Below are 26,107 nucleotides of genomic sequence, written 5' to 3'. Positions count from 1 at the left end.
GCCAGGAGCAACACCATGACCAGCAACATCTTCACAGGCACCATGCCCGCCCTGATGACCCCGTGCACCGCCGAGCGCAAGCCGGACTTCGACGCCTTGGTGCGCAAGGGCCGCGAACTGATCGACCTCGGCATGAGCGCCGTGGTGTACTGCGGCTCGATGGGCGACTGGCCGCTGCTGACCGAAGCCGAGCGCCAGGAAGGCGTGGCCCGCCTGGTCGCCGCCGGCATCCCGACCATCGTCGGCACCGGTGCGGTGAACACCCGCGAAGCCGTATCCCACGCCGCCCACGCGGCCAAGGTGGGCGCTGCCGGCCTGATGGTCATCCCGCGCGTGCTCAGCCGCGGGGCCTCGCTGATTGCCCAGAAGCACCACTTCTCGGCGATCCTCGCTGCCGCGCCGAAGCTGCCGGCGGTGATCTACAACAGCCCGTACTACGGTTTCGCCACCCGCGCCGACCTGTTCTTCGAACTGCGCCGCGAATTCCCCAACCTGATCGGCTTCAAGGAGTTCGGCGGTGGCGCCGACCTGCGCTACGCCGCCGAGCACATCACCTCCAAGGATGACGACGTCACCTTGATGGTCGGCGTCGATACCCAGGTGGTGCATGGCTTCGTCAACTGCAACGCCACTGGCGCCATCACCGGCATCGGCAATGCCCTGCCACGCGAAGTGCTGCACCTGGTGAAGCTGAGCAAGCAAGCGGCCAAGGGCGATGCCAAGGCCCGGCGCCTGGCACGCGAGCTGGAAGCGGCGCTGGCGGTGCTGTCGTCGTTCGACGAAGGCTGCGACCTGGTGCTGTATTACAAGCACCTGATGGTGCTGAACGGCGACCGCGAATACAGCCTGCACTTCAACGAGACCGACGCCCTGACCGACGCCCAGCGCAACTATGCCGAACAGCAGTACGCGCTGTTCCGCAGCTGGTATGCCAGCTGGTCGGCCGAGCAGAACCTGGCCTGACTTATGCCCTGCGCGGCCCCTTGTAGGAGCGGCCTTGTGTCGCGACAGGGCTGCGAAGCAGCCCCGGGATTTCCGCGCAGGTACATGAATTGCCGGGGCTGCTACGCAGCCCTGTCGCGACACAAGGCCGCTCCTACAGGGGACGCGGTTTGCCTTGCTACCCGAACATGATTTCCCAAGGAGGCTCCATGACCCTCACAGGTAACCTGCTGATCGGCCAGACGCCGGTAACCGGCAGCCGCGTAGCCATCCGTGCCATCGACCCGGCCACTGGCCAGGCGCTGGAGCCGGCCTACCTCGGCGGCAGCGGCGAACACGTGGCCCAGGCCTGCGAACTGGCCTGGGCCGCGTTCGATGCCTACCGCGAAACCTCGCTCGAACAACGGGCGCAGTTCCTCGAAAGCATCGCCACGCAGATCGAAGCGCTGGGCGATGCGCTGATCGACCGCGCCGTGGCCGAAACCGGCCTGCCCCAGGCGCGGATCCAGGGCGAACGTGGCCGCACCTGCACCCAGCTGCGCACTTTCGCCCGCGTGGTACGGGCCGGTGAATGGCTGGACGTGCGGGTCGACAACGCCCTGCCCGAGCGCCAGCCCCTGCCCCGTGCCGACCTGCGCCAGCGCCAGGTGGCACTGGGGCCGGTGGCGGTGTTCGGCGCCAGCAATTTCCCCCTGGCCTTCTCGGTAGCCGGCGGCGATACCGCCTCGGCCCTGGCCGCCGGCTGCCCGGTGGTGGTCAAGGCCCATGGCGCGCACCCGGGCACCAGCGAACTGGTCGGCCAGGCGGTAGCCCGCGCGGTACAGCAGTGCGGCCTGCCAGCCGGCGTGTTTTCACTGTTGTACGGCTCTGGTCGGGAAGTGGGCATCGCCCTGGTCCGCGACCCGCGAATCAAGGCCGTTGGCTTTACCGGCTCGCGCAGCGGTGGCATTGCGCTGTGCCAGGCCGCGCAAGCGCGCCCGGAACCGATCCCGGTGTATGCCGAAATGAGCTCGATCAACCCGGTGTTCCTGTTCGACGCCGCCTTGCAGGCGCGCGCTGAGACGCTGGCGCAAGGCTTCGTCGCCTCGCTGACCCAGGGCGCCGGCCAGTTCTGCACCAACCCGGGCTTGGTCATTGCCCGCCAGGGGCCGGCGTTGCAGCGCTTCATCACCGCCGCCGGCGAGCAGGTAGCCAAGGCCGCTGCGCAAACCATGCTCACCCCTGGCATCTTCGCGGCCTACCAGGCCGGCGTCGCAGCCCTGGCTGCCAACGCCAATGCCCGCGTCGCCGCCACTGGCCAGGCCGGGCAAGGCCCCAACCAGTGCCAGGTGCAGCTGTTCGTCACCCAGGCCGAAGCGTTCCTCGCCGACCCGGCGTTGCAGGCCGAAGTGTTCGGCGCCGCATCGTTGGTGGTGGCCTGCGCCAGCGACGAGCAGGTCCGCCAGGTAGCCGAGCATCTGGAAGGCCAGCTGACCGCCACCCTGCACCTGGACGATGGCGACATCGACAGTGCCCGCAAACTGTTGCCAACCCTCGAGCGCAAGGCCGGGCGCCTGCTGGTCAATGGCTGGCCGACCGGCGTCGAGGTGTGCGACGCGATGGTCCACGGCGGGCCGTTCCCGGCCACCTCCGATGCCCGCAGCACCTCGGTGGGCACGGCGGCGATCCTGCGCTTCCTGCGCCCGGTGTGCTACCAGGACTTCCCCGATGCCCTGTTGCCGCAGGCGTTGAAGCAGGGTAACCCGCTGCACTTGCGGCGCCTGCTCGACGGTAAACGGGAAAGCTGAGCATGCTCGATAACCGTGAAAGCGATATCGCCGTGGTCGGCGCCGGCATTGTCGGTGTCGCCTGCGCCTTGCAACTGGCCCGCCAGGGGCGCCGGGTCATGCTGATCGACCGCCAGGCACCCGGCCACGGCGCGTCCTACGGCAATGCCGGGCACCTGGCTACCGAGCAGGTGTTCCCGATTGCCGACCTGTCGATCCTCAAGCGCCTGCCACGCATGCTGCTGGACCCGATGGGCCCGCTGCGCCTGGACTGGAAGTACCTGCCCAGGGCCATGCCCTGGTTCACCCGGCTGCTGCTCAACCTGCGCCCGGCGCCGTTCCAGCGCAGCGTGGCCGGTATCCGCCAGTTGAACGAAGGCAGCCTGGCCGCCTGGCAGCGGCTGCTGGGCTCGATCGGGCGCAGCGCGCTGTTCCGCGAAGATGGCTCGCTGCTGGTGTTCGAGCGGCCCGAATCGCGTGCGGCACTGGAGGCCCTGCGCGCCCGCATGCAACAGCAGGCGGTGCCGGTCGACTTGTGGTCGGCGCAAAACGTGCGCGCAGCGGCGCCACAGCTCAACTCGTCGCTGCTGGGTGGGTTGTTCTTTCCGCGTACCGGGCACTTCATCGACCCTTACCGGGTGGTGTGCGAGCTGTTCGAAGCGGCCAAGGCCAGTGGCGTGCGTTTTGTCCAGGCGCAAGTCGAGGGTGGCCAGTTGCACAGCGGCGGGGTCAACCTGGCCAGCGACCAGGGCGCACTCAGTGCGCGCCAGGTGTTGATCAGCTGTGGCGCGCATTCTGCGCGGCTGACCGGCGCGCTGACCGGCAAGCGCGTACCGCTGGATACCGAGCGCGGCTACCACCTGATGCTGCCGGGCGAGCAGCAGCGCCTGCCGTTTGCGGTCACCTCACTGGAGCGCAAGTTCATCATGACGCCCATGGCCGAGGGCTTGCGCCTGGCGGGCACGGTCGAGTTCGCCGGGCTGGAGGCACCGCCGAGCATGCAGCGGGCCTGGCAGTTGCACCGCTTGAGCAAGGGCTTGTTCCAGCGGGAACTGAATGCCGAAGGGGCGACGCCGTGGATGGGGTTTCGGCCTTCGCTGCCAGATTCGTTGCCAGTGATCGACCGGGTGTGCGATGGGCGGGTGCTGCTGGCGTTCGGGCATCAGCACCTGGGGCTGACCCAGGCGGCGCTGACAGCGGAATGGGTGGGAAGGTTGGCTGAGATGGCCGGTGGACCGGAGATGGTGGCTTACCGGTTGGATCGGTTTTAGCCCGTGCTGGCCTCTTCGCGGGTGAACCCGCTCCCACAGGGATCGCACAGGCCTTGAGGGCAGTGGAGATCCTGTGGGAGCGGGTTTACCCGCGAATGGGCTGCAAAGCAGCCCCTTCATGCCTCAGCGATAACGCTCAAGCCAGTGCGCATAAGGCGCCGGCAAGGTCCAGGAGGCTTTCTCCACCCCCAGCTCCTTGGCGGCGAAATAAGCCCAGTGCGGGTCCGCCAGATGCGCCCGGCCTACCGACACCAGGTCCAGCTGGTTGGCCTGCAGCGCCGCTTCCGCCAGTTGCGGCGTACCGAAGCCCCACGCCGACGTTACCGGCAGCTTCGCCTCACGGCGCACGCGCTCGGCAATCGGCCCCATGAACGCCGGGCCCCACGGGATATTGGTCTCGGGAATGGTGAAACCGACACTCACGCTCAGCAAATCAAGGCCACCAGCCTTGAAGCGGCGCGCCAGCTCGATCGATTCTTCCAGGGTCTGCTCATCGCGGCCATCATATTCCAGCACCCCGAAGCGCGCGGTCAGCGGCAGGTTCTCCGGCCACACTTCGCGCACTGCCGCCAGGGTTTCCAGGAGGAAGCGGCTGCGGTTGTCGAAGCTGCCACCATAGGCGTCGGTGCGCTTGTTGGAATGTTCGGAGAAGAAGCTCTGGCCCAGGTAACCATGGGCAAAGTGCAGCTCGATCCACTCGAAACCGGCCTCACGCGCACGCCGTGCGGCATCGACGAAGTCCTGCCTGACCCGGGCGATGTCGTCCAGGGTCATCTCCCGTGGCACTTTCGGCAGGTGCGCGCCGAAGGCAATGGCAGACGGGGCGATGGTTTCCCAACCGCGCGCGTCGTCGGCGGCAATGTGGTCGTCACCTTCCCACGGGCGGTTGGCGCTGGCTTTGCGCCCGGCGTGGGCAATCTGGATACCCGGCACGGCACCGGCGGCCTTGATCGCCTGCACCACCGGCACGAAGGCCTGGGCGTGGGCATCGCTCCAGATCCCGGCGCAACCGGGGGTGATACGCCCTTCCGGCGCCACCGCAGTGGCTTCGACTACCAGCAGGCCGGCACCGCCGCGGGCAAGGCCGGCCAGGTGCACATGGTGCCAATCGTTGATCATGCCGTCCTCGGCCATGTACTGGCACATGGGCGGAATGGCGATGCGGTTGCGCAGGGTGACATCCTTGAGGGTGTAGGGTTCGAACAGAGCGGACATAGGCAAGCTCCAGGGCTATGTGATTACGATTGTTCGATCATAATCGAACTATGGCAATTAATGATAGCCCCGTTATCATGATGCTCATGCGAGCCTACCAACATCCCAATTCCGAAGACCTGACCCTCGAACGCCTGCTCTATGCCCTGAGCGACCCGGTGCGCCTTGGCATCGTGCGCCACCTGGCGGGCGTGGCCGAAGCCAGCTGCGGCGAGCTGGACGGCGGCCGGCCGAAGTCGAGCATGTCCCACCACTTTCGCGTGCTGCGGGATGCGGGGCTGGTGCATACCCGCAATGTCGGGACGACCCACATGAATTCGCTGCGTAGCGAGATGCTGGCAGAGCGCTTCCCCGGGTTGCTGGACTGCATTCTGCGGCAGCAATGATTTTCCTGTGCCGGCCTCTTCGCGGGTAAACCCGCTCCCACACGGACCGCGTTGGCCACAGGCTTGGCGCTATCCCTGTGGGAGCGGGTTTACCCGCGAAAGGGCCCGAACAGGCAACAAAAAAGCCACGAGGTTTCCCCCGTGGCTTCTTTGACAACGATGGCCGCTTACAGCGCCATGTCGTTCTCAGGCTTGCTTTCCGCCGGCTGGCTCGGTGCAACCGTGGTACCGACGCTGGCGTCGATCACCGGTGGTTTCTCCAGCTGCAGCACTTCTGCGGTGTAGTTCCACTCTTTCTGGGTGGCCGCTGCCGAGTCGTTCAGCTTGGTACCGTAGCTTGGCACGATCTGCTTGATCTTGGCCTGCCACTCTGGGGTAGCGACCTTGTCCTTGAACACGGTTTCCAGCACGTTCAGCATGATCGGAGCTGCAGTCGAAGCACCTGGCGAAGCGCCCAGCAGGCCGGCAATGGTGCGGTCTTCGGAGGCAACCACTTCGGTGCCCAGCTTCAGCACACCGCCCTTCTCGGCATCACGCTTGATGATCTGCACGCGCTGGCCGGCCTGCCACAGTTTCCAGTCTTCCTTCTTGGCGTTCGGGAAGTAGGTACGCAGGGCTTCGAAGCGGTCATCGTCAGACAGCATCAGCTGGCCAGCGAGGTACTCGACCAGCGGGTACTGGTCGATACCGACCTTGGTCATCGGCCACACGTTGTGGGTGGTGGTGCTGCTCAGCAGGTCCAGGTACGAGCCGTTCTTCAGGAACTTGGTCGAGAAGGTGGCGAATGGGCCAAACAGGATCACCCGCTTGCCGTCCAGCACACGGGTGTCCAGGTGCGGTACCGACATGGGTGGCGCGCCGGTCGAGGCGATGCCGTAGGCCTTGGCCATGTGCTGCATGGCGATGGTCGGGTTCTCGGTCACCAGGAACGAGCCGCCCACCGGGAAGCCTGCGTATTCCTTGGCTTCAGGAATGCCCGACTTCTGCAGCAGCTTCAGTGCGCCGCCGCCGGCACCGATGAACAGGAACTTGGCGTCGGTGGCCGACTCGGTACCGTCCTTCAGGTTCTTGTACTCGACGTGCCAGGAGCCATCCTTGTTGCGGGTGATGTCCTGCACTTCGCTGGACAGCTTCAGGTCGAAGTTGTCCTGGGTTTTCAGGTGGCCGACGAACTGGCGGGTGATCTCGCCGAAGTTGACGTCGGTACCGATCGGGGTCCAGGTCACGGCTAGCTTCTGGTTCGGGTCGCGGCCTTCCATCATCAGCGGGACCCATTTGGCGATCTGCGCGTGGTCCTCGGAGTACTGCATCGGGCGGAACAGCGGGCTGGCTTGCAGCGCGTCGTAACGCTTCTTGAGGAACTTGATGTTGTCATCGCCCCACACGAAGCTCATGTGCGGCGTGGTGTTGATGAACGAGTGCGGGTTCTTCAGCACGCCCTGGCGCACCTGCCAGGCCCAGAACTGGCGGGAGATCTGGAAGGCCTCGTTGATTTCGATGGCCTTGCTGATGTTGACGTTGCCGTCTTTGTCTTCCGGGGTGTAGTTCAGCTCGGCCAGTGCGGAGTGGCCGGTACCGGCGTTGTTCCAGCCGTTGGAGCTTTCTTCGGCCACGCCGTCCAGGCGCTCGACCATTTCCATCGACCAGCTTGGCTCCAGCTCGTGCAGCCACACGGCCAGGGTGGAGCTCATGATGCCGCCGCCGACCAGCAGCACGTCTACTTTCTTGGTTTCTGCGGCGTACGCTTGCATGCAGCTTGCAGCGACAGCCAGGCCCAGCAAGGTCTTGCCAGCTTTCTTGAACATTGATCAATTCCAGTCAGGAGAACGGAGGGCGGGCCTGTGGCTGGCCCAGGTAACGCGTGTTCTTCAGCGCAGGCTTGTTGTGATCATTGTTCAGCAGCCAGAGAACCAGAAAACGACCCGGCCTTTCGTCGAATTGACCGACAGCGCTGAATCGTTTTTCCGGATTGTAACCGAATTGCCAGCACAAACAAATTGCCGCCCGGCGCGTCAAGGCGGCGGGTTGCCCCAGTGACGGATTGCCGCGCCGGCAAACAAAAACCCCCGGCCATGTACATGACCGGGGGCCTTGGATCACGCCGCAAGCGTCGCGATCAGGGTACCGCCAAGATTACTGCTGCTGAGGCAGTTTATCGATCGGGCCGCAGCCACCGATGATCTTGGAGATGGAAACCGAAGGGTGGAACAGGTAGTCGTAGCTGCAGTTTTTCGGCTGGTTGTAAACCTGGCCAGTGCAACCCGACAGCAGGGCAACACCCGAAACGACAGCAACGGCTACGGTAGCCTTGAACAGCTTTTTCATACTAAATCCTTTATATGAAATCATTTTCGGCCATCATTCTGATGGCGCCGGGATGATACAGAACCCGAGCCTTGGATCCAAGTCGCAATGTGCGCTCGCTAGTTGCTGTTGTAGGAGCGGCCTTGTGTCGCGATGGGCCGCAAAGCGGCCCCCGGCCTACAACCGAAACTCAGAATAATCCCCTTCCATGTAGGCAATTTCCCAAACATACTGCCAAACCGCTCAAACGGTTGCGACGGATTAAGTCGCGCTCTAGTCTCGGCTTGTCGTTGCGAATTCAACGACCGGCTTTGACAGGCCGACAATTTCCCGCACACGTGCACTGTTTATGGCGGCTGTACGTGGGGCACCTCGTGTGCGCCGAGTTACTCCGGGATCCTCGGTCTGTCAACCCATGTACAGCTGCCACCCTCTTGTTTGACAGCAAGTTCGCGGCGGCTCCAATGATCCTGGAGATGTGTATGCGCAAGATGGTCCCCGATCCACCCCACTCCCTCGACTCCACCCAGGCGCTGCAAGACACCCTGGTCCAATCCACAGAGTACGTACTCTGCGCGCTGTTCGTCGCTCGCCAATCCGTGCAACTCAAACCCGCTGCGCCAAGTTCGATTGTGATGCAGGCCGTTATTCATGAAATGGAAGCGGTACAGGGGCTGGTCGAGTCGGCATTGATGCAATTGCAGATGCAGGCCCATTTACCGGCTGAGCCACGCACCTTGCACTAAGCAGGTCTGGCCTCTTCGCGGGTAAACCCGCTCCCACAGGAGGTAATCATTGCCCTCAAGTACTGCGCCGTACCTGTGGGAGCGGGTTCACCCGCGAAGAGGCCGGCCCAGACACCCAAGATTCCAGGGAGAAAAACAATGCCCACCGACGACACAAAGCAACCCACCACAGCCGGCAAGACCTGCTTCTACCAAGGCGAAAACAACACCCACCCGCTATTCCGCATCGCACCCGGCATCCCCTGCCAGGACGCCCGCGAACAGGCCTCCGAACTGATGGGGTATGTCCACGACCTGATCATCACCGGTCTGATGGACGGCGACCAGAAACTGATCTGGGCATCGCATTACCTCAGTGCGATGGCGAAGGCGCTGCTGGACGATGCCGAATTGGGGATGATGAAAAAATAAGCCACAACGAAAAAGCCCCTGGAAACTTGCGCTTCCAGGGGCTTCATCTTGTATGGCGGAGAGATAGGGACCCTCAGCCAAGTGAAACCCACCCCAGCAAACCTATAGAAAATAGGTCTCACAGCTACAAAGTAGTACAAATGAGTAGTACAATTCAGCTTTCAATTTCGGCGGCACTATGGCGGATTTCATCTTCAGAAAGCGGGGCGAATCGACTTGGTATGTACGCCTGGCCGTTCCCGTGGATGTTCAAAAGCCCATTGGGAAAAAGGTTTTCGTACAGTCATTGAAGACTGCGTCACGCACTGAGGCAGTGCATGCCAGTCACGCACATCTAGCCCTTTGGCGACACCAAATCCAACGCGCCCGTAAGGCGCAGGAAGCACCTGAAGGGTGGCAGGAAGCTATCGTTGCTGCGACGACCGAAATTGATACGCTAACCCAGAGGCAGAAGCGTGCAGCGATTGGCGAGACTGTGCCCCCTGTTGCAGTCTCCGATGCAGACGTTCAGGCATTCAAACAAGCCAACCCTGACTTGGTGGCCCGGCTTGAAGGATGGGAGAGCATGCAGGCTGACAATGACATTGCGAGTGATCTGCACTTACAAGATGCATTGAACGCCGGTTTCAAAGTGATGCTTGAACGTGCATTCAGCAAAAAGCACAGCCTGACCATGGATCAACAGCAGGAACTGATATCACTGATTGACTCGCCAGCGAGTTACCGGAAAAAATCTCCACTGACGAAAGCTAGGCTGAATTCGTTTCGGGCTTATAGGCTCGGCAAGAACATCGCCCTGAAAACCGTTGATCAGCAAGAGTCGAAACTACAAAAACTGTCGGATTACCTTACAAGCAATCAAGCCCCTCTGGACACCGATACGGTAGCGTCCTGGTTGAGCTCGCTTGATTTGGCAAGCAAAACCCTGACACAGTACCTATTAGCGGGAAGTGTATTTTGGAAATGGGCTAATCGTTACGACGAACCTTGGCGAGCCGATTATAAAGATAGGGTAAACCCTTTCGAAAACCATGATCTTCCCAGGGTGCGCGGCAAGGCCAAGGCTGCCAGCAAACGGAAAGATTTCAGCGTTGATGACTTGGGAATGCTACACGAAGCTGCCACAAAACGTGGACTGCACGTTCTAGCAGACCTAATCCTTTTAGGGGTATATACAGGGGCTCGCATAGAAGAATTATGTAAATTGACCACAGAGAACGTTATAAACGTCGAGGGTGTTCAATGCTTTGATATACCTGACAGCAAAACGTTTGCCGGCATTCGATATGTCCCAATACATCCCGCGCTCAAACCAATCGTGAAGCGATTGCAGAGGGATTCAGTTGACGGTTTCTTGATAAATTCTAAGAGCCGTAACAAGTACAAGAATAGGTCTGATCCATTTTCAAAAGCATTCGGTCGGCTCAAGACAGCCCATGGGTTTGGCAAACAGCATGTCTTTCACAGCATCCGGGGGACTGTGGTCACACAACTACTGAGGGCTAATGTCCCTGGCACATTGATCGCAGAAATCGTCGGCCACGAGACGGGCACAGTGACGTTTGATGTTTACAGTCAAGGTGCAAGTCCACAACAGAAATTTAAAGCAATTTCCAAGCTACCACGACTGAAACCGCCCCACAACGCCAGCGCGACAAATCCACAAGGACTAACTGACTAATCATTGAAGTCGGCAATACACGCCATCCCAACAAGAGAACCGGGTACATGTACCCACTAGTCTCTACCAGTGATATATGGAACCTTTGAAATTCTACCCTCCCCCGGCCATAGGGGGGGGTTAGCTCCCCCGCTTGATTCGATAAACCGTTGCAACGCCTACATCAGCCAGCTTGGCTATATCCGCCGCAGACATTGTTGGATGCCTAGACATGAGCATCTGAACCTTTGTCCATTTTTCGACATTCTTCCCCTTACCCTTCGGTGTCCAGCTTGGGTCCGTAAGGCGTTTGTTTTCCAAACCTTGTTTAATTCGTTCGACACGCTTTTCTTGATCAAGACGAGCCATCGTCGCCATGAGGTCCAACAGCATGCTGTTGATTACCTCCATGATCTGACCTGTCATCCCCTTGTCTTCAATCAGCATGTGAGTTGTTGGTAAATCTGCAATCACCAATCGCAACCCCTTGGCTTTGATCTTGACCTTCAGCGCTTCCCAATCCGACTGAGACAGACGACTGAGACGGTCAACGCTTTCACAAACGATGCATTCACCAGCCTGAGCCTTATCCAGCAACCGCATCAGTTCAGGACGATCTAACGTTGTCCCACTGACGTTCTCGGAATATACGCCAGCAACAGTAAGGCCTTTCTCAGCCACGAATGCTTCTAGGCTAGCTCTGGCCCTCAATGCATCCTGGTCTTTGGTGCTGGCTCGAAGGTAAAGATGTGATTTCAATTTTATTATCCTTTATGGTTGAATTTGATAGACCTATGATAATTCGATCATATAGCTATCTGCAATAGGCTTTCGATAGGTCGAAACGAGAGGGTGCCGGACTACTAGAAAAGTAGACCTATGTGATAATCAGAGTGACAGCCTTCGGATCGGTCATGACGATGTATGGCGTTGCGTGCTTTGCGGAGACGAGATCGCGAGGGCGGAGACACAAACTCGCAGACGACAAATGTTCAATTGCAGGACGGGACGCGCGTCAGCCACTGGTCTTCTTGGAGAGACTTAAGCTATTTCTGAGTGGCGGCAGAAACTGGAGTCGATTGAGCCATCAGCAGTTCCACCTCACTGATAAATGAGGCCGGGGTACAGTTCAGGGCGCGTGCCAGCTTGAACAGCACTGCTACCGTAGGCTGGTGTACTCCACGCTCGATCAGGCTGACGTAATTCCTCTGAATGTCAGCTTCGTATGACAGTTGTTCTTGGGTAAGCCCTGCTGCCTTGCGTTTCTGACGTAGAACTGTCCCAAAGGCTAGGCCAATTTCCACCTTTCTGACTCCGACTGAAAAGTCAGTCAATGTCAGCGATGGATGCTAGATCGTCTTCACAGTATACTGGTAATTTCTTGCCTGATTCCGTGGAGACGTACGTTGAAGACCTACATGGCTCTGTTTCTAGCTTCTTCCAGCTTACCGCTTGCTGCAATTGGCGGAATTTTTGCTTTCCAGTTTGGCATGGTGTGGAACGTTCGGCAGGCGCTTGCAGTTGGTGTCCTGATTTGCTCTGTGGTTTGGTTGATAGCCTTTGTGGTTTTTTTGTTGGGAATGCCGAAAACCCTAAAACGTCTTCGTACACAAGCTGCTGTCTGAATTTAAATGTTGATTTGTTGAGCTAGGGAAATCTCATGAAAGTTAGGGTACTGGTGTTGTGCGCCTTGTTCTCGGGTGTAGCGTACGGTGAGGGCTTTACACCTGGGGATGTATCTGTTTTCAATGATAGACTACAGGAAATGATAAACACCACAGGCTGGAATTTCAAAACCGCCATTAACACAAGGACGATTGTTGATGACTGGAGAAATAACCAAGCAGGTGCTCGGTTGGCGTATGATTCTCCCCGTGTTTACTATGGTCGAGTTGATAAGGTTCTAGCTGATAACATGGGGGTGTATCTTGTTGTTGATCAAGGCACAAGTTACGCAGTAACCATGATTTTAGACCGTTTTCAGCCCTGGCCTTGGAAGCAAGTTGGTTACAATATAGAAATTGCCGGAATGCAAAGTAGCCTTCAGTTCGCAGCGCATGTCAAACCGGGCTCTACTATGTACTTCCAATGCAGGCGAGTAGAGTTCGGCCTGGGTGTATATGCGAACAATTGTCTGGCATTTCCACAACTCGCTGCAATGATCGGCGCAGAACCTAAAACACCAAAGACTGCGGATATGTCTGGTGATTTTGAGCAGCTAATCAAAATGCAAGCTGCCGAAGGTTGGGTTCGCCCGGCATCCGCTCGTAAAGACATGTCGGTTAGACTACAAATCTCAATAAGGGATGACGGTAAAATCACATCGGTTGTCGTTTCAAAAACCAGCGGCGACCAAGCTTATGATCAATCCGCCGTTAATGCAGTTGAAAATATCGGAACATTGCCAGAACTGCAGGACTTGAGTAGTGATGCACGCGCTCGATATGCCTCATTCAGCATGGATTTTACAACATCTGATTTGACACTGTAACTATCACCACACTAACCCATCGAAGATATTTTTAGGAGCCCCCTGTTAGCCCCTATAGGGCCGTTACAGGGGGATTCACATCTAGCCGCTGGGTATGCCTTGGTTAGTCGATAAAACTGCTCAAATCACCTCTCCGGACGCTTGCGTGACGTTCAATTATGCACACTCGGCGAGGGTCAGATTTAACAAGTGTTTTTCGCTTCAATCGTGACAAGGCATAGTTTTTAGCTGTGAGGCCTGAACCAAACTGTTTATCTCGCTTCTTTGCAAGATAACTAAGGCGTTTCACACAACTATGAATCTGAGACACATTCGACCTATTAACAGTATGGGATCCAGCAATTTGTATATGACCGCCCACAATGCGTTCCCAGCAATCTTTAACAAGACCCCATATGCCGGTATAGACCCCACCATAAAAACCACCCAGGCGTAGATACAGAGCCTCAAAACCCATAAAGAAATGGTAGTGCCCGCGCTTCTCTTTACTACCAACTTCGTAGGCCCACCCAGAAATCAGTTTGTCGTGCCCCAACCATTCCTTGGTACGCAGTTTCGATTTAAGCATCTTGGTGAAATTAGACATCAGATCATTTTCTAGCTTACGATCAATTTTCCAGCCCTTCGGAAAATGGCAGTCGATTCGGATGACGGTAACCCTAGAATACCAACTGAGCAAAGCCTCGACTTGGTCAATGATTCGCCCCATTATGTCTGTGACAATACCCCTTTTACGGTGTTTACATGCGTTTATCGGATATCCTCTGTACGCATCAGAATAAGTTACAGTAATCGTCAATCGTTTAAATTCAAAACGTGAATCCTCGCTTTTCGTTATTTTAAAGAATGAAACACTACCCAAGACCACCAATACCCAAACGTCTAACCCGCCCCTATCGCCCACACAGAAAGGAGGACCGGACAGCATCCATACTTAGATAGTAATTATATACAGGACGAAAATCCAGCAAGGCTCACGGCTTGCCAGGTCTACGCTCGATTATCTGATGGAGAAAACAGGGGTAGCGATGTGAAAAAATTTAGCACATTTTCTCCACAAACTAAACATTCGAGCCCCCTTAATTAAAGCCCACCTGAAAATGATACAAACCGATTACCGCTATACGAACCTACGGCATCAATCAAAGAGCTCAGGTTTGATAGAATCAATACCGGGAGCGCTGCACTAAGAAATTATCGCCTGCAGCACTGCCTGAGCATTCGGGTCATTAGTTTCACGAAAACCTTCCCTCGAAACTATTTGATAACCACCACGAGAAACCACCTCGAATGGACTAGTCGCAATACTGATGGTCGCATGCTCTAGTCGATTCCCGAATTTACCCAATGCTATACCGACTACTTTTTTAACACCGGCAGCGTACAAGAACGCAGCGGCAACAGCAAAAGAAACACCATACGTAGTGCAATCATCCACAACAATAACATTGCGTCCCTTGAGTTGCGATTTGTAAGCTGGATTAAGGTGCAATGTTTCGATTTGGTTGCTGGGATCGGTACGATCCCCAACATTCGAAGTAGAACGCTTCACGGAATGCGTATGGCGGATAAACAGGGGTTCGCCACGTTTAGCAAAATGAACACTGGAAGCCGCTGTACGAAGCCGCTGTACGAAATCACTTAGAACTTCCGTATCATCATTAGAACTCGCAGAAGATGGAAACACACCCCAAAATAACTTTCCATCAAGAACATTATCCATTTTCAGAGATCGACAAGCGATAGCGAGCAGAGCAGTTAATCTCGCACCACCGCTCTTAGCAGTATTGGTGACCTTCCGTGCAAAAGCGGCCTGATCATCACTTACATAACGATTACTGGAAAGATCAACCAAAGCCCGCACGTCGTAAGCACTACCCTCACCCTTGTACCACCATTGACTAGTCCAACCCCGTGTAACATCAATAACTTCACGCAATTGGTCTATGGTATCAACTTTAATACCGAGGCCTGCAACACGCTTATCAGTAGACCATGCCCCTTCGATTAGAATAGCCCCTCCAGTCTTGGCCATCTGCATATCAACCTCATTGACAGCAAGAACCATGACGTCATGCGGATTAATTTTGAGCGACTGCGCTATTTCCCGAACCGGATTTCCTGTCTGACGTGCCTTAGCATGCACATAAACAATATGAAGACCATTCAAAATCTTAACTAGACCATCTGGCACCCCCTGATTTGTAACAACATACACAGGGGTCCCCTGAGCTCTAATGCCCCCCAGCGTATCTAGGGCCTTTTGGGAAAAGTTTCCGCGTTCATACAAGGCTGCGGGAGAAACAATCAGAGCGAGCATATCTTGTCATCCTTGATCAAATTAGTGGGAGCTGGCCAGACTTCTCGACTTCTGTCTGATCATCTACTTCACCTGGTTTCTCAACCACAGTTACATCCGCGCTAGAGGAGACCTCATATTCAACCAGCACATGTTCTGGTGCGGGAACATCCGCTGGCTCGGAGATAGAGCTCTCCGACAACGTCCCAATTATGTGACACATCACATCAGATTGATTTGGAAGAACAAACAAAGCACCGTGACATTCATCAATGATGAATGCAGACTCAGGCGTACGATTATCCTGATACGGCAGTGAAACGCTGAAGACACGCTTCCCATATGCCTTGGCGTAACGGACAGTGTGTGCCGTACCGCTCTTTATCTTCCACTCGACAGGAATCAGGACATCGGACAAAGCAGCCTGAATTCGATTACGACGAACAAAATTTTCCGCACTATGACTTTGATACGGAAGATACTCAGTGACAACCGTACCGCCGTTACTCAGAATTGTGCTACGTAGTGCTTGAGAATTCTTGGGGTAATTTTCCAATATACCCGTGCCAAGCACAGCAATCGTTGGAATTCTACTATTCAAGGACTCCACATGGGCAGCCTGATCAATCCCCAGGGCTAAACCACTTACGGTAGATATCTCAATGCCGTACAAAGACGCCACTGCCATCCGAGTTAGAAAAATACCCTGCGGCGTTGGTTCACGGGTCCCTACAATACCTACGGTTGGCCCATATAAGTTATCAATTTTCCCCTGTACAAACAGCCAAGCGGGTGGGTCATTGATCTCACGTAGCCTTACCGGAAAATCTGGCTCATCCCTAAAAACAAGCATCGCATTGATAGATGCAAGCTGACGAGCAAGAGACAGGCCCGATGCCCACACGTTGTTGAGCGCATCGTTGAAGCTAGGAACCAACGAGTCAGGGGAGATGGACGAAACTGATTTCTCGAAGCCGTATCGGACAGGATCACGCAGAACGTCTTTGAAGCTGAGACCCGCATCAGACCATTTCCGCAACGTCCAATAGCCTATCCCCTTCAACTGACACAGTGCGAGAAACGCAACCTTTTCAGATCGCCAGTAATCCTTCTCATCCATGGGTGGGCATGCCTTCAGTGCTGATGCCAACCTGATTCCTAGGTTAGCCGGACGTTTGCGCAAACATATGAACCATACCATACCGCTATGCACCGACGCTGCAGAGGCGGCACATGAGGCCCAGCAACATCTTGCCATATACCAACAGAATGCCCAACAAGGGTCCTGCACGAGTGGTACAAATTAGTAGTACAACGGAAAAGAAAAAGCCCTCGAAACTCATTGAGTTACAAGGGCTTTTCATATATGGCGGAGAGATAGGGATTTGAACCCTAGGTACTGTTGCCAGTACAACGGATTTCGAATCCGTCCCGTTCGACCACTCCGGCATCTCTCCAATGCCGCGCATCATACCAGCGTTCTTTTGAAAGGCAAATCTTTTTTTCAAAAAAATCGCGTGGTATCAGGCGCTTGCGTGAACGTAGCGCTTACAGCGGCACGCCCAGGCGCTTGGCAACTTCTTCGTAGGCTTCGATCACGTCGCCCAGGCCCTGGCGGAAGCGGTCCTTGTCCATCTTCTTGCGGGTCTCTTTGTCCCACAGGCGGCAGCCGTCCGGGCTGAACTCGTCGCCCAGCACGATCTGGCCGTGGAATACACCGAACTCCAGCTTGAAGTCGACCAGCAGCAGGCCGGCGTCATCGAACAGCTTGCTCAGCACTTCGTTGACTTTCAGCGACAGCTTTTTCATTTCCGCCAGTTGCTCGGCGGTGCCCCAGCCGAACGCGACAACGTGGGATTCGTTGATGAAGGGGTCGCCCTTCTCGTCGTTCTTCAGGAACAGTTCGAAGGTGGACGGCTCCAGCTTGATGCCCTCCTCCACGCCCAGGCGCTTGACCAGGCTGCCGGCGGCGTAGTTGCGCACCACGCACTCGACCGGGATCATGTCCAGCTTCTTCACCAGGCACTCGTTGTCGCCCAGCAGCTTGTCGAACTGGGTCGGCACGCCGGCTTCTTCGAGTTTCTGCATGATGAAGGCGTTGAACTTGTTGTTCACCATGCCTTTGCGGTCGAGCTGTTCGATGCGCTTGCCGTCGAACGCCGAAGTGTCGTTACGGAACAGCAGGATCAAGCGGTCGGCGTCGTCGGTCTTGTAAACCGATTTGGCCTTGCCGCGGTAGAGTTCGTCGCGTTTTTCCATGATTGGGCTCCGCTTGCTTGAGGTGTTGGGCTAGGCGATTTCACGCCAGTCGAGCCCGTGTTCCTGATTCGCCACCTGGAGCCAGTCCGGGTCGCACCCGAGGGTGTCGACGAAGCACTGGCGAGCCAAGTGTGGCAGGTTGTTCTTGCTGCTGAGGTGGGCCAGCACCAGGTGTTGCAGGTTGCTCCAGCCCAACTCGTGCACCAGGCGCGCGGCCTGGTGATTGTTCAAATGCCCTTGCAGGCCACCCACCCGCCGCTTGAGGAAGGCCGGGTAGTGGCCACGCGCCAACAGGTCGCGGCAGTGGTTGGCCTCGATCAGCAGTGCATCCAGGCCCTGGTAACGCTCCAGCAGGCGGGCGTCGTACGAGCCCAGGTCGGTCAGCATGCCGAAGCGCCGCTGGCCGTCGCCGACCACGTATTGCAGTGGTTCGTAGGCATCGTGCTCGACGCGTGCCGCGCTCACCTCCAGGCTGCCGATACGCAGGCTGTCGCCACAGGCGAGAAAACCGGCCACCTCCACCGGTTTGCGCAAGCCGCGCAAGGTCCCTTGGCTGAGGTAGACCGGTACATTGTAGCGCCGCGACAGCAAGCCGACCCCATGCACGTGGTCGGCATGTTCGTGGGTGACCAGTACCGCACTGAGCTGGGCCGGCAACACGCCGAGCAGCGCCAGGCGCCGCTCGGTCTCGCGCAGGGAAAAGCCGCAATCGACCAGGATGAACGTGTCACCACTGGCGATCAGCGTGCCGTTTCCCTGGCTGCCGCTTCCGAGTACCGCGAAGCGCACTTAGCCCAGGTGGTCCTGAATGGCGCTGAGCACGCGGCGGGCGACATCGGCCGGGGCCACGGTGTTGATGTTCTTCTCGACCGTGACCTGCACGCTGTCACCCACCTTGCTCAGGCGTACCTGATAACGCTCGGCACGGGCTTCACGCTCTTCCTTGGTCGGTTCGCTGCCGAACATGCGACCGAAGAAGCCAGGCTCGTTCTGCTTGTCTTCGGGCTTTTCCGACAGGTTGATGTAGTACAGGCCCAGGCTGCGGTTGATGTCCTCGACGCGCCACTGGCCGCCCTGCTCCAGGGCACGGCCCACGCTGGACCAGGCACGGTCCAGGTCGGCGCCCAGGTACAGCACCGGGTTGCCACTGCCATCTTCGCTCAGGCTGACGCGGCTGGGGGCGTCGAAGTCGCGCGCGGCCAGCAGCGATACCGAACCGCCCTTCTCGGCGCTGCGGTTCATGCTGGCGAGCATTTCGTCGACCAGCAGGGCATCAGCGGCGGTATTGCTGGAGCTGGACGGGAAGTCCGGCTCGGCGGTGCTGCCCGCCGGGCGCTCGACGCTGACCACGTACACTTCGGAGGTGTTGCGCTGCACGCCAGGTTCCATGCGCACCCGCACGCGCACTTCGCTGTCACTGCTGCTGGCGGTGCTGGCCAGGCGCTGGCCGAGGGCGGCCGACAGTTCGTCGAAACGCTGCCAGGTGGTGTTGAATTCACCGGTCTGCGGGCGCTCTTCGGCGATGCGGAAGCCATTGTCCTCGAAGAACTGGCGCGCCACCGGCCACACTTCGGCCGGCGAGTGCTGGGCCAGCACCCAACGGCTGCTGCCGCTGCGCTGCAGGCTGTAGTCGGTGACCTGGGCGGCGCCGCCGGTCAACGGTTGCGGGCGCGGCACCTCGAACTCGCCCGTGGCGTTGTCGTCGGCGACGTTACGCGGAATCGGCAGCAGCGGGTCAAGGCGCTTGATGTTGCTGGCGTCCGGCGGCAGCTGCATCGGCGCGGTCGGGTGCGCCTGCAGGTAATCGCTGCCGCGGTCGCGGAAATAGCCATCCTCGCCCCACAGCCAGCCACACCCACTGGTGCTGGAAATGATCAGGGCAAGGGCGGAAAGACCAGCCAGTCGCTTCATGCGGTGTACTTCCTCTTAAACCAGTACGCCGGACTGGCGCAAGGCAGTACGGACTTTTTCGTGGCAGCCTTCGCTCAGCCAGGTCAGCGGCAGGCGAATGCCTTTTTGCATCAGGCCCATTTCGACGAGTGCCCATTTCACCGGGATCGGGTTGGACTCGCAGAACAGGTCTTTGTGCAGCGGCATGAGTTTTTCGTTGATTGCGCGGGCCTTCTCGGCATTGCCCGCAAGGGCGGCCTCGCACAGGTCGGCCATTTCGCGCGGGGCGACGTTGGCGGTGACGGAAATGTTGCCCTTGCCGCCCATCAGGATCAGCTCGACGGCGGTCGGGTCGTCACCGGACAGGACGATGAAGTCGCTGTCGACGCCATCGAGGATGGCCTTGGCGCGGGCCAGGTCGCCGGTGGCTTCCTTGATGCCGATGATGTTCTTGACCTTCGACAGGCGGATCACGGTCTCGGCCTGCATGTCGCAGGAGGTGCGGCCGGGTACGTTGTAGAGGATCTGCGGGATGTCGACGGCTTCGGCAATGTGCTTGAAGTGCTGGTACAGGCCTTCCTGGGTCGGCTTGTTGTAGTACGGCACGACCAGCAGGCAGGCGTCGGCACCGGCGCTCTTGGCGTTCTGGGTCAGGTGCACGGCTTCGGCGGTGGAGTTGGCACCGGTGCCGGCAATGACCGGGACGCGGCGGCTGCTGCGCTTGACCCGCTCGACCACGTGCTTGATGACCAGGATGTGCTCTTCGACATCCAGCGTGGCCGACTCGCCAGTGGTGCCGACAGCGACGATCGCGTGGGTGCCGTTTTCCAGGTGGAAGTCTACAAGTTTGTCGAGGCTGTCCCAGTCAAGACGCCCTTGTGCATCCATGGGAGTGACCAACGCCACCATACTGCCCGCAATCATGTAACTGCTCCTGCCGGAAAAAGAGAGCGGTAATGGTACTGGGGGCATCGACCTTGCACAAGCGAAGCAGGCGGGCGGAGCATTCCCCTCGGCGCCTTATTTCGCTACCCTTGATGCTTTGATCGGTGCAGCGCGGCCCGCCGGGCCGTCGACCTTGCTCCCCGCCAGCGTCCACGACCTCGCATGCGAGCCCCGGGCCCTGCCGACAGGAGGCTTTCGCCCGTCCTGTGCCGACCGCTCATCGCTTTAGGAATGCTGCATGTCCACCCCCACCGTCCGCGAACAATTCCTTGTCATCAGTGCCCTGGGCCCGAACCCCATGGAACTGGCCAACGTCCTCAGCCGCGCTGCGTTCGAGAACCGCTGCGCGGTGGTCACCTCGCGCCTGAGCCGCCACGGCGAGACCAGCGCCCTGGTACTGCAGGTGGGCGGCAGCTGGGATGCCCTGGCACGCCTCGAAGCCATGCTGCCGGGCCTGGGCAAGAAGCACGGCCTGACCCTGGACGTGGTGCGCAGCGCCGACCAGGAAGTGCGCCCGCAGGCCCTGCCCTACGTGGCCTATGTCAGCGCCGCCTACCGCCCGGACATCATCAACGAGCTGTGCCAGTTCTTCCTCGACCACCGCGTCGAACTGGAAGCCATGACCTGCGACACCTACCTGGCGCCGCAAACCGGCAGCAGCATGCTCAATGCCCAGTTCACCGTGATCCTGCCGGCCGGTACCCAGATCAGCTGGCTGCGTGACCAGTTCCTGGACTTTGCCGATGCGCTGAACCTGGACGCGCTGATCGAGCCCTGGCGCCCACAGAACCCCATGTAAGGAGCCACCATGGCCGTAGCACTCGACCAACCGGTCGCCGATTTTCAGGCCCAGGCTACCAGCGGGCAAACCGTGAGCCTGGGCCAACTCAAGGGCCGCCAGGTGGTGGTGTACTTCTACCCGAAGGACAGCACGCCAGGCTGCACCACCGAAGGCCAGGGTTTCCGCGACCAGCATGACGCCTTTGCCGCGGCCAACACCGTGGTGTTCGGCGTGTCGCGCGACGGCATCAAGTCGCACGAGAACTTCAAGGCCAAGCAAGGCTTCCCGTTCGAGCTGATCAGCGACAAGGACGAGGCCCTCTGCCAGCTGTTCGACGTGATCAAGCTGAAGAAGCTGTATGGCAAGGAATACCTGGGCGTTGACCGCAGCACCTTCCTGATCGACAAGCACGGTGTGCTGCGCCAGGAATGGCGTGGGGTGAAGGTGCCGGGGCATGTGGATGCCGTATTGGCTGCTGCCCAGGCCCTGAACAAGGCTTGAGATTGCTGTGGGCTGCTTTGCAGCCCTTCGCGGGCACGCCCGCTCCCACAGAAATCGAGCCGGAACCTGTGGGAGCGGGCGTGCCCGCGAAGGGCCGCAAAGCGGCCCCAATTACATCAAAGCATCGGCGAAACACTAGGCTCCTGCCGCGGCCAGGCATCCAGCACGGCCTTGATCAAGGTCGCCAGCGGGATCGCGAAGAAGATCCCCCAGAACCCCCACAACCCGCCAAACAGCAGCACCGCGCAAATGATCGCCACCGGGTGCAGGCTCACCGCCTCGGAGAACAGCAGCGGTACCAGCACGTTGCCGTCCAGCGCCTGGATGATCGCGTACACCGTCATCAGGTAGATGAACTGGTCTCCCCAGCCCCACTGGAACAACGCAATCAGGGTCACCGGCACGGTCACCACCACTGCCCCCACGTACGGCACCACCACCGACAGCCCCACCAGCAGGGCCAGCAGCGCGGCATAGTTGAGCCCGAGGCTGATAAAGGCGATGTAGGTGGCAATGCCGCAGATCAGGATCTCGATGCCCTTGCCGCGGATATAGTTGGCGATCTGCCGGTTCATCTCGCTGCCCACGCGGTTCAGCAGGGTGCGCTGGCGTGGCAGGTAGCCACTGACCCAACGGCCGATCAGTTCGCGGTCCTTGAGGAAGAAGAACACCAGGATCGGCACCAGCACCAGGTAGATCATGGCGTTGACCAGCAGCGGCAGGCTGGACAGCGAGAAGGTCAGTGCCCATTGGCCGAACTTGCCGATTTCCCCGCGCACCGACTCGATGGCATGCAGCACCTGCTCGTCCGACACCAGGTGCGGGTAGCGTTCGGGCAACAGCAACAGCAGCGACTGCCATTTGCCGAGCATGCCTGGCAGCTCGTTGAACAGGGTGATCAGCTGATGCCACAGCAGCGGCACCAGCACCAGCATGAACACGGCCAGCGCGCCCATGAACAGGGCGAACACCAGCAGCACCGCCAACCGGGTCGGCACCCGCAGGCGCTCCAGGGCATTGACCAGCCCCTGCATGAGGAACGCCAGCACCATGCCTGCCAGTACCGGCGCGAGCATGCCACCCAGGGTAAGCACTGCGGTAAAAGCCAGGAACAACAAGACCGCCAGCACCACCGCTTCCTCATCGGAGAAGTAGCGCTGCATCCAGTCGCGAAGCACTTTGAACATTGACGATCCTTGGGAAAGACTCAGGCCTTGCGTAGCCAGTAAGTGTAGGTGCCAGCCTCGGCCGTCTCCTGCAGCAGGGTATGACCGGCCAGCTGGGCGAAAGTGCGGAAGTCGCGTTGCGAACCGGCGTCGGTGGCGATCACCTTGAGCACCGCGCCGCTGGCCAGGCGGTTGAGCTCCATCTTGGCCTTGAGCAGCGGCAACGGGCAATTCAGCCCGCTGGCGTCCAGCTCGGCGTCACAGGTCAGGGTGTCACTCATTGCGGGGCTCTCCAAAGGCGTTGCCAGGCTGCGGCCTGGTTGGGTCGGCTAGGATAGCGCCACTGGTCGCCAACGTGTGAGCCCGCTACAGTAGGTATCTTTGACCGACGCGAGTTTCATGCATGAATCTACTGCGCCCTACCCTGCTGACGCTGGCCTGCCTGTTGGCCCTCCCTGGCCATGCAGACGACCTGCCATCACTGGGCGACGCCAGTTCCGCAATCGTCTCGCCCCAACAGGAACACCAGCTTGGCCGCGCCTGGCTGAGCCTGTTGCGTGGCCAGGTCAACCAGCTGAACGATCCGCAGCTCAAGGACTATGTTGAAACCAGCGTGTACCGCCTGGCCGAAACCAGCCAGTTGCAGGATCGGCGCCTGGAATTCATCCTCATCGACAGCCGCGAACTGAACGCCTTCGCGGCCCCGGGCGGCATCGTCGGGGTCAACGGCGGGCTGTTCCTCAACGCCCAGACCGAAGGCGAGTACGCCTCGGTACTGGCCCACGAACTGGCGCACTTGTCGCAACGCCACTTCGCCCGCGGCGTCGAGGCCCAGCAGCGCATGCAGTTGCCGATGATGGCGGCGCTGCTGGCCGGTATCGTGCTGGCAGCCGGCGGCGGTGGCGATGCCGGTATCGGCGTGATCGCCGGCACCCAGGCGGCGGCGATCCAGGAACAGCGCCGCTTCTCGCGGCAGAACGAACAGGAAGCCGACCGCATCGGCATCCAGAACCTGGAAAAGGCCGGCTACGACCCGCGCAACATGCCAACCATGTTCGAGCGCCTGGCGCGGCAATACCGCTATGACGCCAAGCCGCCGGAGTTTTTGCTGACCCACCCGGTGACCGAGTCGCGTATCGCCGACACCCGCAACCGTGCCGAGCAGGCACCCAAGGGCGGCGTCGAGGACAGCATGCGCTACCAGCTGATCCGCGCGCGGGTGGCACTGACCTACGAAGGCACCCCAGGGCTGGCGGCCAAGCGCTTCCGCGCCCAGCTGGATGAAGACCCGAAGCTGGACGCCGCGCGCTACGGCCTGGCACTGGCGCAGATCAAAGGCGGCCAGCTCAACGAAGCGCGGGAGAACCTCAAGCCGTTGCTGGCCAAAGCGCCTAACGACATCACCTACAACCTGGCGCAAATAGACCTGGACATCACCAACAATCGCCTGGCCGATGCACAGCAGCGGGCCGAGCGCATGCAGGGGCTGTACCCGGACAACTACCCACTGAAGCAGGTACGTGCCGATCTGCTGGTGAAGCAGAACAAGCCTGCCGAGGCCGAAAAGGTATTGAACGAGCTGGTGAAAAGTCGCCCGGATGACCCGGACGTTTGGTACGACATGGCAGAAGTGCGCGGTTTGTCGGGCAATACCATCGGCCTGCACCGAGCCCGGGCTGAATACTTCACGCTGGTAGGCGATTTTGACCAGGCGATCCAGCAGCTGGATTACGCCAAGCGCCGGGCTGGCGGAAACTTCCCGCTGGCCTCGCAGATTGACCAGCGCCAGCGCGAGATCATGGAACAGCAGCGCATGGTTCGGGAGATGATGGGGCGCTGAAGATGCCGGGGGCGCTTTGCGCCCCTATCGCGACACAAGGCCGCTCCTACAGGGGCTATGCGATCCCCTTGTAGGAGCGGCCTTGTGTCGCGATAGGGGCGCAAAGCGGCCCCAGCAATCTCAAGCGTTACCAGACAATTTCAGTCGTGCCGCCTGGGTAAAGTCCAGCATGCGGTTCAGCGGCTTGATCGCCTTCGGCACCAGTGCCGGGTCGACGAAGATCTCGTTGGTACCCTTGCGCAGGCAATCCAGCACCCGCTCCAGGGTATTCATCGCCATCCATGGGCAGTGCGCGCAGCTGCGGCACGCCGCGCCGTTACCGGCGGTCGGGGCTTCGACGAACTCCTTGTCCGGGCACAACTGCTGCATCTTGTAGAAGATGCCGCGGTCGGTGGCGACGATGAAGGTCTTGTTCGGCAGGGTCTGGGCAGCCTTGATCAGCTGGCTGGTAGAACCGACCGCGTCGGCCAGCTCGATCACCGCCTCCGGCGATTCAGGGTGCACCAGGATCGCGGCATCCGGATACAGCGCTTTCATGTCGGCCAGCTGGCGCGACTTGAACTCTTCGTGGACGATGCAGGCACCGTCCCACAGCAGCATGTCGGCACCGGTTTGCTTCTGGATGTAGCGGCCCAGGTGCTGGTCGGGCCCCCAGATGATGGTTTCGCCGTTGTCCATCAGGCTTTCGACGATCTCCAGCGCGCAGCTTGAAGTCACCACCCAGTCGGCACGGGCTTTCACCGCCGCGGAAGTGTTGGCATAGACCACCACGGTGCGCTCGGGGTGCTGGTCGCAGAAGGCCGAGAACTCCTCCACCGGGCAGCCCAGGTCGAGCGAGCAGGTAGCCTCCAGGGTCGGCATGAGCACGCGTTTTTCCGGGGTGAGGATCTTGGCCGTCTCGCCCATGAAACGGACACCGGCAACGACTACGGTTTGCGCTGGGTGGTTCTTGCCGAAGCGGGCCATTTCCAGCGAGTCGGATACGCAGCCGCCGGTTTCTTCGGCCAGCGCCTGGATGACCGGGTCGCAGTAGTAATGGGCGACCAGCACGGCGTTCTGGGCCTTGAGCTCGGCAGCGATGGCCGCACGGTACTCGGCCTCCTGCTCGGCTGTCAGCGGGCTGGGCTGCTTGGCGTCGAGGTGGGCCTGAACCAACAGGCGTTCGGAAATCTGGGTCATGATCGCTGGACCTGCAGGCGCGTGCGCGCGTCAAATCGAGTGTATCACCCGGCCC

27 protein-coding genes and 1 tRNA gene are annotated in these 26,107 nt (G+C 59.3%); 12 read left to right on the top strand and 16 right to left on the bottom strand.

What is annotated here, in order from left to right; translation table 11 throughout:
* Positions 1-15 precede the first annotated feature (15 nt).
* From JKP78_RS20475 to JKP78_RS20465, 3 genes are all read left to right on the top strand, one after another.
* Positions 16-963, top strand: coding sequence for a dihydrodipicolinate synthase family protein (locus tag JKP78_RS20475; RefSeq protein ID WP_186687887.1), 948 nt, complete (start codon positions 16-18; stop codon positions 961-963).
* A 188-nt stretch (positions 964-1,151) separates the two neighbouring features.
* On the top strand, positions 1,152-2,729 hold the full coding sequence (locus tag JKP78_RS20470; protein WP_200627429.1) for an aldehyde dehydrogenase (NADP(+)): 1,578 nt from the start codon (positions 1,152-1,154) through the stop codon (positions 2,727-2,729).
* A gap of 2 nt (positions 2,730-2,731) precedes the next feature.
* Positions 2,732-3,979 carry an NAD(P)/FAD-dependent oxidoreductase gene (locus JKP78_RS20465; RefSeq protein WP_200627427.1) on the top strand — a complete coding sequence of 416 codons (1,248 nt, stop codon included), beginning with the start codon at positions 2,732-2,734 and terminating at the stop codon, positions 3,977-3,979.
* A gap of 123 nt (positions 3,980-4,102) precedes the next feature.
* On the opposite strand, the gene xenA is transcribed toward JKP78_RS20465, so the two are convergent.
* The gene (gene xenA / locus JKP78_RS20460; RefSeq protein WP_200627425.1) at positions 4,103-5,194 is read right to left on the bottom strand and encodes a xenobiotic reductase XenA; all 1,092 of its coding nucleotides are present in this window, start codon (positions 5,192-5,194) and stop codon (positions 4,103-4,105) included.
* 50 nt (positions 5,195-5,244) lie between these two features.
* Here xenA and JKP78_RS20455 point away from each other — a divergent pair, with 50 nt between their 5' ends.
* A complete protein-coding gene (locus JKP78_RS20455; RefSeq protein WP_186687896.1) occupies positions 5,245-5,580 on the top strand; it encodes an ArsR/SmtB family transcription factor in 336 nt (111 codons plus the stop codon).
* Between the two features lie 167 nt (positions 5,581-5,747).
* Here the strand turns inward: JKP78_RS20455 and mqo are convergent, their stop codons facing one another.
* Positions 5,748-7,385, bottom strand: coding sequence for a malate dehydrogenase (quinone) (gene mqo, locus JKP78_RS20450; RefSeq protein ID WP_186687899.1), 1,638 nt, complete (start codon positions 7,383-7,385; stop codon positions 5,748-5,750).
* 328 nt (positions 7,386-7,713) lie between these two features.
* Positions 7,714-7,905: a YhfL family protein gene (locus JKP78_RS20445; protein ID WP_046616491.1), complete on the bottom strand. Its 192-nt coding sequence runs from the start codon at positions 7,903-7,905 to the stop codon at positions 7,714-7,716.
* Positions 7,906-8,366: 461 nt separating this feature from the next.
* On the opposite strand from JKP78_RS20445, the gene JKP78_RS20440 reads away from it, so the two are divergent.
* The 3 genes from JKP78_RS20440 (at position 8,367) to JKP78_RS20430 (ending at position 10,722) form a co-directional block, all read left to right on the top strand.
* Positions 8,367-8,630 (top strand): hypothetical protein, encoded by a 264-nt coding sequence (locus tag JKP78_RS20440; RefSeq protein ID WP_200627423.1) that lies wholly within the window; start codon positions 8,367-8,369, stop codon positions 8,628-8,630.
* Between the two features lie 138 nt (positions 8,631-8,768).
* A complete protein-coding gene (locus tag JKP78_RS20435; RefSeq protein ID WP_186676016.1) occupies positions 8,769-9,041 on the top strand; it encodes a DUF3077 domain-containing protein in 273 nt (90 codons plus the stop codon).
* Between the two features lie 178 nt (positions 9,042-9,219).
* Positions 9,220-10,722, top strand: a complete 1,503-nt coding sequence (locus JKP78_RS20430) for a tyrosine-type recombinase/integrase (protein ID WP_065759246.1) — start codon at positions 9,220-9,222, stop codon at positions 10,720-10,722.
* Positions 10,723-10,842: 120 nt separating this feature from the next.
* On the opposite strand, the gene JKP78_RS20425 is transcribed toward JKP78_RS20430, so the two are convergent.
* Positions 10,843-11,460 carry a recombinase family protein gene (locus JKP78_RS20425; RefSeq protein ID WP_065759245.1) on the bottom strand — a complete coding sequence of 206 codons (618 nt, stop codon included), beginning with the start codon at positions 11,458-11,460 and terminating at the stop codon, positions 10,843-10,845.
* Positions 11,461-11,747: 287 nt separating this feature from the next.
* Positions 11,748-12,005, bottom strand: coding sequence for a helix-turn-helix domain-containing protein (locus tag JKP78_RS20420; RefSeq protein WP_200627421.1), 258 nt, complete (start codon positions 12,003-12,005; stop codon positions 11,748-11,750).
* Between the two features lie 102 nt (positions 12,006-12,107).
* Here JKP78_RS20420 and JKP78_RS20415 point away from each other — a divergent pair, with 102 nt between their 5' ends.
* Together JKP78_RS20415 and JKP78_RS20410 are read left to right on the top strand one after the other, a co-directional pair.
* On the top strand, positions 12,108-12,326 hold the full coding sequence (locus tag JKP78_RS20415; RefSeq protein WP_125862923.1) for a hypothetical protein: 219 nt from the start codon (positions 12,108-12,110) through the stop codon (positions 12,324-12,326).
* Between the two features lie 35 nt (positions 12,327-12,361).
* Positions 12,362-13,192, top strand: a complete 831-nt coding sequence (locus JKP78_RS20410) for a TonB family protein (RefSeq protein ID WP_200627419.1) — start codon at positions 12,362-12,364, stop codon at positions 13,190-13,192.
* A gap of 103 nt (positions 13,193-13,295) precedes the next feature.
* Here JKP78_RS20410 and JKP78_RS20405 read toward each other — a convergent pair whose 3' ends face one another.
* The 8 genes from JKP78_RS20405 to dapA form a co-directional block, all read right to left on the bottom strand.
* Positions 13,296-13,901, bottom strand: coding sequence for a YagK/YfjJ domain-containing protein (locus JKP78_RS20405; protein ID WP_065759242.1), 606 nt, complete (start codon positions 13,899-13,901; stop codon positions 13,296-13,298).
* Between the two features lie 477 nt (positions 13,902-14,378).
* A complete protein-coding gene (locus tag JKP78_RS20400; protein WP_065759241.1) occupies positions 14,379-15,512 on the bottom strand; it encodes an HAD family hydrolase in 1,134 nt (377 codons plus the stop codon).
* A gap of 16 nt (positions 15,513-15,528) precedes the next feature.
* Positions 15,529-16,611 carry a DNA-processing protein DprA gene (locus tag JKP78_RS20395; RefSeq protein WP_176717417.1) on the bottom strand — a complete coding sequence of 361 codons (1,083 nt, stop codon included), beginning with the start codon at positions 16,609-16,611 and terminating at the stop codon, positions 15,529-15,531.
* Between the two features lie 247 nt (positions 16,612-16,858).
* Positions 16,859-16,948 (bottom strand) — tRNA-Ser (locus JKP78_RS20390).
* Positions 16,949-17,039: 91 nt separating this feature from the next.
* Complete coding sequence (gene purC / locus JKP78_RS20385) at positions 17,040-17,750, bottom strand: phosphoribosylaminoimidazolesuccinocarboxamide synthase (protein ID WP_004375217.1); 711 nt, start codon at positions 17,748-17,750, stop codon at positions 17,040-17,042.
* 30 nt (positions 17,751-17,780) lie between these two features.
* Positions 17,781-18,539, bottom strand: a complete 759-nt coding sequence (locus JKP78_RS20380) for an MBL fold metallo-hydrolase (protein ID WP_170031508.1) — start codon at positions 18,537-18,539, stop codon at positions 17,781-17,783.
* Entirely contained in the window at positions 18,540-19,661 is a 1,122-nt protein-coding gene (gene bamC / locus JKP78_RS20375; protein WP_170031511.1) for an outer membrane protein assembly factor BamC, read from the bottom strand.
* Between the two features lie 15 nt (positions 19,662-19,676).
* Positions 19,677-20,564: a 4-hydroxy-tetrahydrodipicolinate synthase gene (gene dapA, locus JKP78_RS20370; protein WP_170031514.1), complete on the bottom strand. Its 888-nt coding sequence runs from the start codon at positions 20,562-20,564 to the stop codon at positions 19,677-19,679.
* Positions 20,565-20,823: 259 nt separating this feature from the next.
* Between dapA and JKP78_RS20365 the strand changes: the two genes are divergently transcribed.
* Entirely contained in the window at positions 20,824-21,384 is a 561-nt protein-coding gene (locus tag JKP78_RS20365) for a glycine cleavage system protein R (protein WP_013973793.1), read from the top strand.
* A 9-nt stretch (positions 21,385-21,393) separates the two neighbouring features.
* On the top strand, positions 21,394-21,867 hold the full coding sequence (locus JKP78_RS20360) for a peroxiredoxin (RefSeq protein WP_170031516.1): 474 nt from the start codon (positions 21,394-21,396) through the stop codon (positions 21,865-21,867).
* Positions 21,868-21,983: 116 nt separating this feature from the next.
* Here JKP78_RS20360 and JKP78_RS20355 read toward each other — a convergent pair whose 3' ends face one another.
* Positions 21,984-23,054, bottom strand: coding sequence for an AI-2E family transporter (locus JKP78_RS20355; protein ID WP_170031519.1), 1,071 nt, complete (start codon positions 23,052-23,054; stop codon positions 21,984-21,986).
* A 20-nt stretch (positions 23,055-23,074) separates the two neighbouring features.
* Complete coding sequence (locus JKP78_RS20350) at positions 23,075-23,314, bottom strand: sulfurtransferase TusA family protein (protein WP_012273752.1); 240 nt, start codon at positions 23,312-23,314, stop codon at positions 23,075-23,077.
* Between the two features lie 122 nt (positions 23,315-23,436).
* On the opposite strand from JKP78_RS20350, the gene JKP78_RS20345 reads away from it, so the two are divergent.
* Positions 23,437-24,873: a M48 family metalloprotease gene (locus JKP78_RS20345; protein WP_186687913.1), complete on the top strand. Its 1,437-nt coding sequence runs from the start codon at positions 23,437-23,439 to the stop codon at positions 24,871-24,873.
* Positions 24,874-24,993: 120 nt separating this feature from the next.
* On the opposite strand, the gene nadA is transcribed toward JKP78_RS20345, so the two are convergent.
* Entirely contained in the window at positions 24,994-26,052 is a 1,059-nt protein-coding gene (nadA, locus tag JKP78_RS20340) for a quinolinate synthase NadA (protein WP_200627417.1), read from the bottom strand.
* Positions 26,053-26,107 lie beyond the last annotated feature (55 nt).

The sequence above is a fragment of the Pseudomonas sp. LAM2023 genome, from assembly GCF_016620375.1.
GTDB lineage: Bacteria > Pseudomonadota > Gammaproteobacteria > Pseudomonadales > Pseudomonadaceae > Aquipseudomonas > Aquipseudomonas anuradhapurensis.
The sequence above is the reverse complement of the archived record's forward strand: the minus strand, read 5'-3'. Positions and strand labels throughout refer to the sequence as shown.